This is a genomic window from Microcoleus sp. Pol11C2 (assembly GCF_036701505.1).
GTDB lineage: Bacteria > Cyanobacteriota > Cyanobacteriia > Cyanobacteriales > Microcoleaceae > Microcoleus.
On the sequence record NZ_JAUBQX010000013.1, the window covers coordinates 59,479 to 73,190 of the forward strand.

Annotated in this window: 11 protein-coding genes; 9 read left to right on the plus strand and 2 right to left on the minus strand. The window is 47.2% G+C overall.

Annotated features, from left to right (window positions below; all coding sequences use genetic code 11):
* Positions 1–5: 5 nt before the first annotated feature.
* The 5 genes from nirB (at position 6) to QUA42_RS10530 (ending at position 7,565) form a co-directional block, all read left to right on the plus strand.
* Positions 6–2,570, plus strand: coding sequence for a nitrite reductase large subunit NirB (nirB, locus tag QUA42_RS10510; RefSeq protein WP_333137239.1), 2,565 nt, complete (start codon positions 6–8; stop codon positions 2,568–2,570).
* Positions 2,571–2,767: 197 nt separating this feature from the next.
* Positions 2,768–3,127, plus strand: a complete 360-nt coding sequence (nirD, locus tag QUA42_RS10515; protein ID WP_333137240.1) for a nitrite reductase small subunit NirD — start codon at positions 2,768–2,770, stop codon at positions 3,125–3,127.
* 216 nt (positions 3,128–3,343) lie between these two features.
* Entirely contained in the window at positions 3,344–5,437 is a 2,094-nt protein-coding gene (locus QUA42_RS10520) for a HEAT repeat domain-containing protein (protein WP_333137241.1), read from the plus strand.
* Between the two features lie 300 nt (positions 5,438–5,737).
* Complete coding sequence (locus tag QUA42_RS10525; RefSeq protein ID WP_333137242.1) at positions 5,738–6,268, plus strand: peptidoglycan-binding protein; 531 nt, start codon at positions 5,738–5,740, stop codon at positions 6,266–6,268.
* A 226-nt stretch (positions 6,269–6,494) separates the two neighbouring features.
* Positions 6,495–7,565, plus strand: coding sequence for a patatin-like phospholipase family protein (locus QUA42_RS10530; protein ID WP_333137243.1), 1,071 nt, complete (start codon positions 6,495–6,497; stop codon positions 7,563–7,565).
* Positions 7,566–7,837: 272 nt separating this feature from the next.
* On the opposite strand, the gene QUA42_RS10535 is transcribed toward QUA42_RS10530, so the two are convergent.
* Positions 7,838–9,547: a pentapeptide repeat-containing protein gene (locus QUA42_RS10535; RefSeq protein ID WP_333137244.1), complete on the minus strand. Its 1,710-nt coding sequence runs from the start codon at positions 9,545–9,547 to the stop codon at positions 7,838–7,840.
* 287 nt (positions 9,548–9,834) lie between these two features.
* Complete coding sequence (locus QUA42_RS10540; RefSeq protein WP_333137245.1) at positions 9,835–10,251, minus strand: hypothetical protein; 417 nt, start codon at positions 10,249–10,251, stop codon at positions 9,835–9,837.
* A 50-nt stretch (positions 10,252–10,301) separates the two neighbouring features.
* Here QUA42_RS10540 and QUA42_RS10545 point away from each other — a divergent pair, with 50 nt between their 5' ends.
* The 4 genes from QUA42_RS10545 (at position 10,302) to QUA42_RS10560 (ending at position 13,650) form a co-directional block, all read left to right on the plus strand.
* Complete coding sequence (locus QUA42_RS10545) at positions 10,302–10,457, plus strand: hypothetical protein (protein ID WP_333137246.1); 156 nt, start codon at positions 10,302–10,304, stop codon at positions 10,455–10,457.
* A 49-nt stretch (positions 10,458–10,506) separates the two neighbouring features.
* Entirely contained in the window at positions 10,507–12,276 is a 1,770-nt protein-coding gene (locus tag QUA42_RS10550; RefSeq protein ID WP_333137247.1) for a S8 family peptidase, read from the plus strand.
* Positions 12,273–12,494 carry a hypothetical protein gene (locus QUA42_RS10555; RefSeq protein ID WP_006634386.1) on the plus strand — a complete coding sequence of 74 codons (222 nt, stop codon included), beginning with the start codon at positions 12,273–12,275 and terminating at the stop codon, positions 12,492–12,494. Before QUA42_RS10550 ends, QUA42_RS10555 begins: the two co-directional genes overlap by 4 nt.
* Before the next feature lie 937 nt (positions 12,495–13,431).
* Positions 13,432–13,650, plus strand: a complete 219-nt coding sequence (locus tag QUA42_RS10560; RefSeq protein ID WP_333137248.1) for a hypothetical protein — start codon at positions 13,432–13,434, stop codon at positions 13,648–13,650.
* Positions 13,651–13,712 lie beyond the last annotated feature (62 nt).

Sequence of the window (13,712 nt, forward strand, 5' to 3'; positions counted from 1 at the left end):
TTCTAATGACAGCCAAAAAAAACCTCATTGTAATCGGCAATGGCATGGTAGGTCACAAGTTCCTAGAGTTAATGGTCAGCTCGGATGCTGCCAAACACTGGAATTTAATTACTTTTTGTGAAGAACCGCGCGTTGCTTACGATCGCGTAAACCTCAGCGGATTTTTCTCTGGCAAAACAGCGGGAGATTTATCTTTAGTTGCACCGGGATTTTATCAAGAAAACGGCATCCAAATTCACATCGGCGACAAAGCAGTCGCCATTAAGCGGGAACACAAAATAGTCTCTTCAGCCAACGGTTTAGAAGTTCCCTACGACAAAATTGTTCTCGCGACGGGTTCCTATCCATTTGTGCCATCAATTAAAGGCAAAGATGCTACAGGAACTTTTGTTTACCGGACAATTGACGACCTGGAAGCGATGTCAGATTACGCTAAAAGTTGCAAAACAGGTGTAGTAATTGGCGGCGGTTTGTTAGGTCTAGAGTGTGCTAATGCTCTGCAAAATATGGGTCTAAAAACTCACGTTGTTGAGTTTGCATCGCGGCTGATGCCCGTGCAAGTTGACGAGATGGGCGGTGCAATTCTCCGCAGCAAAATAGAAGAGTTGGGGGTTTCGGTTCATACCAGCAAATCTACCACAGAAATTGTCAGCGAAAATGGTAAAGTTACTAAAATGCTGTTTGCTGACGGTTCGGAATTGGCAACAGATATGATAGTGTTTTCTGCTGGCATTCGCCCCCGCGACGAAATTGCCAGAAGTTGCGGTATAGAAGTAGGAGAACGCGGTGGCATCATCATAAATGATAGCTGCCAAACCTCCGATCCTGACATTTATGCGATCGGAGAATGTGCGCTTTATCAAAATCGCATCTACGGCTTAGTTGCGCCTGGGTATACAATGGCAAGCGTAGCAGCAGATATTTTGAGCCGTGCAGCCGATGACAGGCAGGATGCCCCCGTTACAAGCACTTTTATAGGTGCGGATATGTCCACTAAACTCAAATTATTGGGGGTGGATGTCGCTAGTTTTGGAGATCCTTTTCCCAAGTCGGCCGATGCTAAAGAAATTGTTGTCACTGACACCTTCCAAGGCATTTACAAAAAATTAGTTTTAAATCAAGACGGCAGCCTAATTTTAGGCGGAATTCTCGTGGGAGATGCTTCGGCTTACGGCACTTTGCTGCAATTCATGCAAAATGAAATTGCTCTGCCGCCACATCCCGAAGATTTGTTAATGCCACCGCGAGAAGGGGGAGTCCCGGCGGGTTTTGGAGTAGACAGTTTGCCGGATTCGGCTCAAATTTGTTCTTGCAATAATGTTACCAAAGGGCAGATTTGTGAAGCGATTCGCGATCGCAATTTAACCGATGTTGCCAGCGTCAAGAAATGCACTCAAGCTGGTACTGGCTGCGGCGGGTGCGTGCCTTTGGTGACGGATATCTTCAAGGCGGAGATGAAGAAAGCTGGGTTTGCAGTCAAAAATAATCTTTGCGAACATTTTGAATATTCTCGTCAAGAATTGTACCATTTAGTGCGCTCTCAAGAAATTCAAACTTTTGAGGAGTTGATTGAAAAACACGGCAAAGGTAAGGGTTGCGAAATTTGCAAGCCGGCTGTTGGTTCGATGCTGGCTTCTACTTGGAATGACCATATTTTAGAGAAGCCTCACGTCGGTTTGCAAGATACGAACGATTACTTTTTGGCAAATATTCAGCGCGACGGTACTTATTCGGTGGTGCCGCGAATACCGGGGGGAGAAATCACTCCCGATAAGTTGATTGTTTTGGGTGAAGTTGCTAGGGATTTTGGGCTTTATACTAAGATTACTGGCGGGCAACGGATTGATTTGTTTGGAGCTCGCGTGGATCAATTACCCCATATTTGGCGTAGATTGATTGATGCGGGATTTGAGTCGGGACACGCTTACGGTAAGGCTCTGCGTACTGTAAAATCTTGTGTTGGTAGCACTTGGTGCCGCTTTGGGGTGCAGGATTCAACGAGTTTGGCGATCGAGGTTGAATTGCGGTATCGTGGTTTGCGATCGCCCCACAAGCTCAAATCTGCTGTCTCTGGTTGCACTCGCGAATGCGCGGAAGCTCAAAGCAAGGATTTTGGGATAATTGCGACAGAAAATGGTTGGAATTTGTACGTGTGCGGCAATGGCGGCATTAAGCCACAGCACGCGGTTTTGCTGGCGACGGATATCGATAAGGAAACGCTGATTAAGTATATCGATCGATTCTTGGTTTTTTACATCCGCACCGCCGACAGATTGGAACGCACTGCTACTTGGTTGAATAAGCTTGAGGGCGGGATTGAATACTTGAAACAGGTGATAATTGAGGATTCTCTTGGCATTTGTGCTGAATTAGAAGCGCAGATGGAACATTTAGTGAACACTTATCAATGTGAGTGGAAAACGACGATTGAAGATCCACAAAAGGTGCAGCGGTTCCAGCATTTTGTGAATTCCGATTTGCCAGATCCGAGTATTGTTCGTGTTGCGGAACGGGGACAAACGCGGCCTGCTAACGAACATGAAAAGGCTCTGGTTGGAGTTTCGGAATAACCCCTCCCCAGCCCTCCCCTTGAATCAGGGGAGGGAGCAAGAATCTCGTTCCCAGGCTCTGCCTGGGAATGAATTTCGGGAGGCTCTGCCTCCTTCCGCGAGGCGAGGCATCCTCGAACCGTGAGGCATAGCCTCAAAACCTACGTTCCCAGCCGGAGACTGGGAACGAGATTAAAGTAAATTAACAGGAAAAGAAGATGGTTCAATCATTACAAGTTTCCGATACAGTAACAACTTGGGTAGATGTGTGTTCTCTCGATGCGATCGCCCCTTATACTGGAGTTTGCGCTTTAGTTAAAGGCGAACAAGTCGCGATTTTCCGAGTGGGAAACGCGGATGAAGTTTATGCGCTTAGCAATTACGACCCGTTTAGCAAAGCTTTTGTTTTGTCGCGGGGACTTGTGGGCGATCGCAACGGCACTCTCAAAGTTGCTTCTCCCATTTACAAGCAAAACTTTAGTCTGACTACCGGGCAATGTCTGGACGATGAAACGGTAAAGATTCCTACTTTTGGGGTTCGAGTTGTAGCCGAGCGCGTCCAAGTAGCTGTTAGTTAGATTCAGCGGCTTAATTGTTCGATCGCCATCCGCCACCAACTAACATTCCTGTAGGTGCTGGCGGATTTTGCATTGGGGCCCTCCCGACTCAGTATTTTTCGTATAAAATAGAGTCAATTGGTTTCATACTCCAGCATCGCTCAAAAAATCTCAACTAATATCCGAGCTCATGCGAGGATTGTCAATGCAAACAAACTTCAGGGGCAGGGTATCGGTATGTTGTTAAAAAAACTTGTTTCCGAAAATAATCCCCAGACTGTAGCAGAGTTAATCCATGCCCAACTCAAAATCGGTCAACTGACTTGGGGCGAACTCAACATACAAGTTTTCGGCCAGCACTGGCGGGATGAATCTTTGCACGAAGTCCTCAGAGAAATTGCAGTTAAGCTCGACAAAGAAACAGCGAGCCAAATTATAGAATATCTCACAGATCAAAACGGTCAACAAGAAAAATTTATTAATTTGTTTTTAGCAGCGCAATGCCTGTTAAAAGTTAAAAATGATGTTAATAAAAAAACCGCCAAAAAACTGTTAAATGCTTTAAAAAAGTTATCGCAATACGGTACGGGTTTCCTGATTCTTTATCAAAGCGCTCAAGAATTGCAGGAAACTTATCAAATTCGCAATCGATCGATCACGGCGATCGCCCAAACTTGGAAAAACGACCCGCAAACCCTGCCCTGGCTGAAAATACTCGCTCACTCCACCGACTGTGGCGAAGTCCGGGCTACAGCAGTCGAAGCAATAGCCCGTGGTTGGCCAGAGCAGCCAGAAATTTACCTGATGCTCAAAAACCTCGCCAAATCCGATGGAAGCTGGGCAGTGCGATCTACCTGTGTGCGAGAAATGGCTTGTGGTTGGCCAGACACGAGCGATACCTTGCCGCTGCTGACTGCCTTGGCTCAGTTTGATCAAAGTCCCGCAGTTCGGACCGCAGCACTCGAACAATTGGCCTCTAATTGGCCCGATCGCACAGATACCTTGCTGCTGCTGAGAACCGCTGCCGAATCCGACGAAAATTTGGGAGTGCGAGTCTGTGCGTGGCAAGAAATAGCCAGAGGTTGGCACAGCCTTTTAGGCACGGCATCCCTGCTCAAAAACCTTGCCCAGACAGGAAGTTCTATCCTGCGAACCTTAGCGGTGCGGGAGTTGGCAGCGGGTTGGCCCGTCGCAGCCGACGTTGGCCTGCTGCTGAAAAGCCTAGCCGAATTCGACAGCAGCAAAGAAGTGCGAACAGCAGCCTTAGAAGAATTGGCCTCGCACTGGCCCGACGAACCCGACATTTACCCACTGCTGAAGACTAAAGCCGAGTCCGACGCGAGTTCGAGTGTCCGGCGCTCCGCAGTGCAAGCAATTGCCTCTGGCTGGCCCGGGAACCCCGAAACTCTGACTTTTTTGAAAAATATAGCATTGGGCGATCGCGACGCCGACCTGCGCGAAATAGCCCTACAACAGATAGCCGCAGGTTGGCCCGACCATCCAGAAACCCTGCCCCTGCTGCAAAAAATAGCTGATTCCGAGGATTACTGGACTGTGCGACAAGTAGTAGTGGAGGCTGTCGCCGCACTGGCGTCAGGAAGTCTCGAAGTCTTTGGCTGGTTGCAAAATCTCGCCGCGTCTGACAGACACCTCAACGTGCGAGAAACTGCGGTGGAAGAGATCGCAAAACGCTGGTCTCACCGGGGGGAGACGCTGCCTTTCCTCAAAAGCAGGGTCGAGTTGGAGCATGATTCTCACTTGCTGAGCGTGCTTGTGCGCTCGATCGTGCGGGGGTGGTCAGACGACCCGGAAACCTTGTCTTGGCTGAAAATTCAGCTCGATTCTGGGGAAGCGCTGGTGCGGCAAGCGGCGGTGCTTGAACTCGCTTACAACTGGCCGGACAATCCTGAAACTTGGATGCTGCTGGAGGCTAAAGCAGAGGGCGATGAGAGTCCCGCTGTCAGGCAAATTGCTTTGCAAAAGTTAGCCCGGGCGCGGACAAATCAGTCTCAAACTTTCGAGTGGCTCAAAAGTAGATCTCAAAAGGATGAAGATTCGCAGGTGCGGGCGATCGCCCTGGTAGAGTTAATGCGGGGATGGAAAGATGAGCCGGGAATGTTTGAGTTTTTGCGCGATCGAACTTTGAGCGATCCTGACAATCAAAACGGTTCTTTTCCTTACAATCCCAGATTTACAGCGCTCGAAGCGATTATCGAACATTATCCCGAAAATCCGGGAGTTGTGCCGCTGTTGCGATCGCTTGCAGTTTCCGACGCAGAAGAGCAAGTGCGGGCATTAGCGGGTCGCCGGCTACGTAGCCAAGACTGGTAAGTGGAAATAATCCTTTAGACACCTTGGAAAATTCATCATGCCTGCTCTTCTTTCTGGAGTTTGAGGAGGCTCCAACTTTAGGCGTTTAGACATAACTTGTCCTCCTTGCACTCTTAACATTCTTTCAGTATATCATTCCGCCGCAGCCGGAAGAGATATTAACAGTTAACACTGGGACTAACTCAAACGAGTGACACTCACATGAGTGACACTCGAAAAAGTGACTGTGCATCCACAAATTCCACCAGTTATACCTGAAATATCAAACATCAAAACTTAAATGTTGAGAGGAAGCACATTATGTACACCGAAGAAAGAAGCTTGAACAATGAAACTATGGCTCTCGTCGCCGATACTACTGCTCAATCAAGTCTTACATTTGCTGAAACCACGGGAGTAAACAAACCCACTTTACAAATGGGTTCAACAGGTCAAGCTGTCAAAGAACTACAACAGCTTCTATATCATTGGGGTTATTATTTTGGCCCGATTGACGGTATCTTCGGGGTCCAAGTTCAAAACGCGGTCAAAGGCTATCAACACCGCGTCTTTTTAAAAGAAGATGGGATTGTCGGCCCTATCACTTGGGAAGCACTATACTCTGGTGCACCTGTGAATATGCCGGTTGTCATGAAGGGGAGTTCTGGTAATGCTGTTAAAATTGTTCAAAATGTCTTGAAAATCAATGGATACTATTTCGGATTCATTGACGGATTCTTCGGGCCGATGACAGATGTAGCCGTGCGACAATTACAACTGAGCAAGGCTTTACCGCAAGATGGAATTGTAGGCTATAGAACTTGGCACGCCCTCAGCAATTTACCGCACTAATAACGGGTTGGATTCATATCAATTCCGGTTGCACTCCTCATGATTGTTGACTGTTTACTGTTTAGTATAGAGCCAAAAACTGAAGGGTTGAGTGTTAACTGTTGACTCGATTTTCTGATCCCGATGCAACCGGAAACCATATGATGACGTTGGTTATTGGTATTTTGATGCTGTATGAGTTTGTTTGATCTTGACAACTTAAGCAATATCTAAAGGAGTAAATGTGATGGCTACTAAATTCAAGAGAAGAATTCTCTCAATTGATGGTGGTGGTATCCGGGGTATTATTCCTGCGATCGTTCTCAACTACATTGAAGAGCGCACAGGAAAACGCATAGCAACAATGTTTGATTTTATTGCAGGCACTTCAACAGGAGGAATTTTAGCACTGGGTTTAACTAGAAAGAACTCAGACTCTAGCATCAATAGTGAGCCAGAGTATACCGCTGCCGAACTTGTAAATTTCTATCGCAAATATGGAAAAAAGATTTTTAATGAGTATGTTCCACTGGATTTTGATGATTTGTTACAACCCAAGCACAACCCAAAAGGTAGGCAACAAGTTTTAAAGGATCTTTTAGGTGAAGCTAAGGTTGAAGAGGCATTACGAGAAATTTTCATCCCGAGCTATGATATCGAACTCAGAGCACCAATTTTTTTTACAAGCAATCGCGACGCAGAGGAAATCAAGAGTTTTGATAGCCGGAAAGTATGTACGGGATTCAAAATGTGGGAAGCAGCAATGGCAACTTCTGCTGCACCGACATTCTTTCCACCCTACCAACTCGAAACGGGACATCATACCGAGGAGGGATATTACGCTTTGGTAGACGGCGGAATTTTTGCAAATAATCCTTCCTCACTTGCAATGATGGAGGCGATGATTTCTTACAAGAAAAAGACTGGTGAAGAACTACAACGTACTGAGACCCTTGTTGTTTCTTTGGGTACAGGATCACTCACTAAGAAATATAAGTATAAAGAAGCAAAAACTTGGGGTCAAATAAAATGGGCTATTCCCTTACTTAACGTTGTTCTAGATGGCCAAAGTGAATCGGTTGCGTATGAACTCGCTCAGCTAATGGTGACTAAAAGAGATCAAGAAAATAACCGCAACTACTATCGTTTTCAACTTCAATTGAGTAGCGATAATGGTCACGATCAAATCGACAACGCAAGTCCCAGTAATATTGAGTACCTAGAGAACCGAGGTGAAAAACTCATTGAACACAGTAAGAAAGATTTGGATGAGTTGTGTAAGCTTTTGAAGGAGGAGCCTGAACTATATTCTAATTAACCGCACCGTTAAATCGATATACGGTTGTAAGATTTTGAATGGGGGTAAGATTGTGTGGGTATTCATTCCCACAAAAGGGCATCCCAAACGGCACCGCTTCCCCCATTACCGAACAACGATCGCAATCCGAAGCCGTTTTATCCCACCTGAGCAACTGTTCCCGAAAAACTTGGTATTGCTTGGCAGTAATGCACGATGCTTGCAATTTCCGACGCACAAGAGCAAGTGCGGGTATTAGCCGCTTTCCGGCTTCAAGTGTTAACGATTAACTGTTAATAATCGCTCAAAAGGGTAATTGCATACCGCACCGCTTCCCCCATCATCGAACCGCGAACCCGATCGGACGCCGTTTTCTCCCACGCGAGCAACTGCTCGCGAAAAGCCGGGTCTTGCTTTGCCCGCTGCACGATCGCCTGACTGATGACTTTCTTTTGAATCTGCTCTGTCGGGATACCTTGCTGCTTCAAATAATCCAACAGCCGCTGCACGCTTTCGGAGAATTTATCCGGCGTCTGAGACATCAAAATAAACGAAATTTGGCGCACCATTCGCTGGTAGATTTCCTGTCTTCTGAGCAGTATTTCTTTGTGACTCGGCTCCGCCGGCTCTGCATTGTTACTAGGAACAGCCAAGTCGAGCAAACTCAAAATTTCAGCGCCCTTGGCTAAAACCTTTTCCAACATATCTGGATAAAGCTCCAAAATGCGATCGCCCAAAATCTTGCCGTTCACCAAACGATTCGCGCTCAGCCTCAGTAAATTTTGTTCTCCCGCAGACTCAAAAAATTGAACATTCAATTTGAGTTCGCGGCTTTCCAACTCCACCCGACGCAGCGTAAAAACCACAGCCTCCCAATTAGGAGCTTTCTCAAAAGACACCTTGACAATAGAACTGTCCTCTTGATGCTGCCGCCCCAATTCCCCCGACTCAAAATCGCGATCGACCGGAAAGCGATTGGCCGCCACTTTCGCAGTATAATCAAACTTAGTAAAAACATAGCTGCAGTCAACTCTCGACAGATCGACATCTTGAACTTGCCAATTTTGAATGCAGCAACCCGTAAGCTGGGCCCCCTCCAAATTCGTCCGAATCAAACGGCACTCAATCAAACAAGCTTCTTTTAAATCCGCCTCACCCAACATCGCGTCCATCAAATAAGCGCCGCTCAAATCTGCTTTCCGCAAATCTGCACTGCGTAAATTAGCTTCGCTCAAATCCGCCCGCAGCAAATACACTCCTTGCAGGTTAGCTCGCAGCAAAAGGGCCTTCTTGAAACTCGCTTTCAATAAATAAGAACCCGCCAGATTAGCTCGACTCAAATCAGCGTTATCCAGCACCGCCTCAGTCAAATCCGCCCCCGCCAGCACAGCTCGGTGCAAGTCAGCGCCCGTCAGATTTGCCGATCGCATTTGAGCGCCATTCAAGTCAGATTCAATCAAATTTACACCGATTAAAATTGCCGATCGCAAATTCGCTTCCACTAAATGCGCTTCCCGCAAATTAGCACCCGTTAAATTAGCACCAACAAGACTGGCGCGGTTGAGATTCGCCTCCATCAATTCCGCCACCATCAACTTCGCGCCGTCGAGTTTAGCCCCGGCAAAATTAATCTGGTCAGATTTAACTCCCTGAAGATTAGCACCGCCCAAATCCGCTTCCGGGAACGCGGCCCAATTGAGTTCTGCTGCTTCCAAACAAGCAAGGCGCAAATCCGCTTTAGCAAGATTTGCCCCGCTCAAATTTGCCCCGCTCAGATTAGCCCCAGCCAGCCCTGCACTGCGGAGATCCGCGCGCCGCAAACAAGCCCCTATCAACTTGGCATTGCTCAAAAAAGACCAGCTCAAATTAGCACCGGTCAAGTTAGCACCAGTGAGGTCTATTTCTCGCAGGTTAACACCGCTTAAACTAGCGCCGCTAAGGTCAATGTGACCAAAGTTGCGCTCTCCCTGTTGATAGCGCTGTAAAAATTCTTGTGTTTGCATTCCGCTGATTGGGGGGCTGGCAATTTAGCTGTTTTAGGACACGCTGGTCAATAACTTTAACTGTAAGGTACGCACGGAACACGAGCGGGCTAGGCACGGGGACACTACTCCTACTACTTACTGCAATAACTCATGTTCTCCGGGTGATCCGTGGGTACTTTACCCCTATAGATGGCAGTTCAAAGGATTTGTTGCGTAAGTTCTATTTCTACTACCAGTTTTACAGACTTTTGTAACTTCAAGTAGCCGATTTTATATGTGATACGCTCCCCCGCCGGAGACTGTTTTTACCTAAAGCGCTGCAATTCTTGCTGCAAGTGTTTTCCCCATTTAGTCGCTAGAGGAATTTCTGTAAAAGGAACCTGCACCGCAGCAGCATCTTTCAACAAAAATTCGAGGGCGATTGGACTTCCAGAACTCGGGGGCGACTCTAAATCCACTGCCTGAGAGTTGACTAACAACCGCAGCGACTCCACGTCTTTTAAAGAAAAAGTTTGCAAATTCACTGGCCCGCTGCGAGTAGGTTTTCCCCAAGTTAAACTGTCTTCTTGCTGACCGAGTACAGCATAAATATCGTACTTGGCTTTAGCGAATTGTTCTGCCCAGACGCGATACGCTTCCAGCTTTTGATACTCGTTCCATCCAGCCCAAGCCAGCCCAATAAAAATTGCCAGCAGTGGCAGCCACATTAAACCTCTTTCCATGCAATACCCTTGTTAAAAATACTCGCTTGTTCTGTTTCTCATCTTCTCTAATGATACAATTAATTGAACTCCTAAAACTTGCTCTGCAATTTCAACTAGAAATTAGAGCAATTTTGCTTCTAGCAACAGCCACAGCCGAAAAATACCAAACGCCCGCGTGCGAGATATCCACAAGTCGCAGCAAGGAAAACTGGCGCTGGTGGTGAAAATTGGGTTATTGTGGTGAACACGCCTTCCCTAAACGGACGATCGGCTATGAAAAAGTTTTTCCTTCTGTGCTTATTTTTAATCGGGCTCGGCTGGGCGATTTCTAATTTCCCAGGACTTGCTACTCAAGGCACTTACGACTCGATTGTGCTGGATTTCCGCGAAGATTTGGGTGCTGCTGAGATTGCGAAAGAAGTAAATGCGATCGCCCAACAGTACCAAGTCGCACCCCAACTCAACAGCGAATTCTCAGCGGGCGACAATGTATATGTAGTTAAGGGCGATCGCACTTTGCTAAACGCCCTGAGAAAATCAAATTTGGCTAAAGATACCGAATACATTGAACCGAACTACGTCTACAGCGCTTTCGAGATTCCCAACGACCCCATGTATACCAAGCAGTGGAATCTCCGCAGTATCAACGTAGAATCTGCCTGGAACGAAACCAAAGGCAGCGGCACAACAGTAGCGATAATTGACACGGGTATTACTCCAGTCGCTGACTTAAAAGAAACCAAATTTGTACCGGGCTACGACTTTGTAAACGATCGCGCCGAAGCCTACGATGACAACGGCCACGGTACTCACGTCGCAGGTACAGTCGCCCAATCAACTAACAACAATTACGGCGTTGCGGGCATTGCCTACGAAGCAGCTTTAATGCCACTAAAAGTGTTAAGCGGCAGCGGTGGCGGCACGGTTTCCGACATTGCCGAAGCGATCAAATTTGCTGCTGACAACGGCGCAGATGTCATCAACATGAGTTTAGGTGGCGGTGGCGAAAGTCAGTTAATGGAAGAGGCGATCGACTACGCCCACTCTAAAGGCGTTGTCATCATCGCAGCCGCCGGCAACTCCGGCGACAGTTCCGCTTCCTATCCCGCCCGCTATCCCCATGTCATCGGCGTTTCCGCCCTCGGCCCCGACGACGAAAAAGCCACTTATTCCAATTTCGGCGCAGGGGTTGATATTGCAGCCCCCGGCGGTTCAGAAATGGGCAAGATCCTGCAAAGTACGATCGACCCGGAAACCGGCGCCGAAGTCTTTGAAGGCTACCAAGGCACTAGCATGGCTTCTCCCCACGTTGCAGCCGTTGCAGCCCTTGTCAAGGCCTCCGGTATCACAGAACCAAACGAAATTCGCAGCGTACTCTTGCAGTCCTCGCGAACTGTCACTGAAGATCCGTTAAACCATTTTGGTTCGGGACACCTAGACGCAGCCGCAGCAGTTCAGCTAGCCCAGCGCGGACAAATCAACTTCCGCGATTTCTTCCGCTGGCTGCGCGATAACGGCTATCTCAACCCCCGCTTTTGGATTGACGGCGGTGCAGTCGCCCTGTTGCCTAAAATTGCAATGGTGCTCGGTTCTTACCTGCTGGCTTTCTTGATGCGGAATTATTTCCCCTTCGCCTGGAGTTGGGGCTTTTCCGGCGGTTTGATTGCTGGTAGTTCTGGGTTCTTTTTCCTGCGGAACTTGTTTGTATTTGACTTGCCGCAGTGGCCGCTGCGGGTGATGGGCAGTTCTATTCCCGAACTCGGCGGTGCAATTAATGGCAGCAGTATGCTGAATCCCTTTTTTGCTAGCGTTTTGATTCCTGGGATTTTGATTGCTTTGCTGTTGGGACATCAACAGTGGAAGTGGATCGCGATCGCAATTTCGATCGGTTTTGCCAGCAGTTTAGCGGTGAATGCTTTCCTATCGCCCGCAGTCTGGGGATTGGGTACAGGTTTGGTATCACAAACATTCTTGATTGTCAATGCTTTACTGTGTTTGGGACTGGCGCGTTTAGCAATTAAAACAGAGGTGCGATCGGCATGAGTATTACTGTCAAAGGTGTAATTGAACGCAAAGGATTGGGTCCCGGTACTTGGGCTTTGGTCGGCGAAGATGGGGAAACTTACGAACTTAAGGATGCTCCTTCTGATTTGAAAAAAGCTGGTTTGAAAGTCAGTGTTAAAGGTGAAGTGCGTAAGGATGTGATGACTTTTGCTATGATCGGCCCGGTTCTTGAGGTGCAGTCTTTTGAGGCGAATTAGCCTAATTGGTTAATGCAGCTTTTGAGCTAAAAAAAACCCCGGCCAAAATTGGCTGGGGTTTATTAATCAGGGTGCATCTACTAATTTAATCTCCCGCCTCAAAACACCTCTTTCAGGACACTTTGGCAGAATTTGCGAACATTGGCGGCGAGGGCGTGCGATCGGCAAAAAAAAACCCCAAACCAAAATTGGTCGGGAGTTAATTAATCAGGGTGCATCTACTAATTTAGTCTCCGGCTTTACACCACCTCTTTCAGGACACATTGGTAGACTTTGCGGAAATTTGTGGCTCAGCTTGCGATCGGCAAAAAAAAAAACCGGCCACAATTGGTCGGGAGTTAATTAATCAGGGTGCATCTACTAATTTAGTCTCCCGTATCACAGCACCTCTTTCAGGACACTTTGGTAGACTTTGCGGAAATTTGTGGCTCAGCTTGCGATCGGCAAAAAAAAACCCGGCCAAAATTGGTCGGGAGTTAATTAATCAGGGTGCATCTACTAATTTAGTCTCCGGTTCAAGGTATACCTGTTCCGGACAGTTTGCGAAAATTTACGAAAATTCGTGGTTTAGGGTGCGATAGGCAAAAAAAACCCGGCCAAAATTGGTCGGGAGTTAATTAATCAGGGTGCATCTACCAATTAAGCTTCCTGAGAATTCCAGCGCCATCCGGACAACCTCAAACTTTATTCAGCATTAGCGTCGATACCGCAAAAAAAAACCCCAAACCAAAATTGGCGGGGAGTTAATTAATCAGGGTGCATCTACCAATTAAGCTTCCTGAGAATTCCAGCGCAATCCGGACAACCTCAAACTTTATTCAGCATCACCGTCGATACCGCAAAAAAAAACCCCAAACCAAAATTGGTCGGGAGTTAATTAATCAGGGTGCATCTACTAATTTAGTCTCCCGTCTCACAGCACCTCTTTCAGGACACTTTGGCAGAATTTAGGATAATGTGTGGCGAGGGCGTGCGATCGCTCAAAAAAAAAACCCAAACCAAAATTGGTTGGGAGTTAATTAATCAGGGTGCATCTACTAATTTAATCTCCCGCCTCAAAACACCTCTTTCAGGACACTTTGAGAGAATTTGGGAGAATTTTTTGCTCAGCGTGCGATCGCAAAAAAAAAACCGGCCAAAATTGGTCGGGAGTTAATTAATCAGGGTGCATCTACTAATTTAGTCTCCCGAATCACAGAACCTCTTTCAGGAGACTTT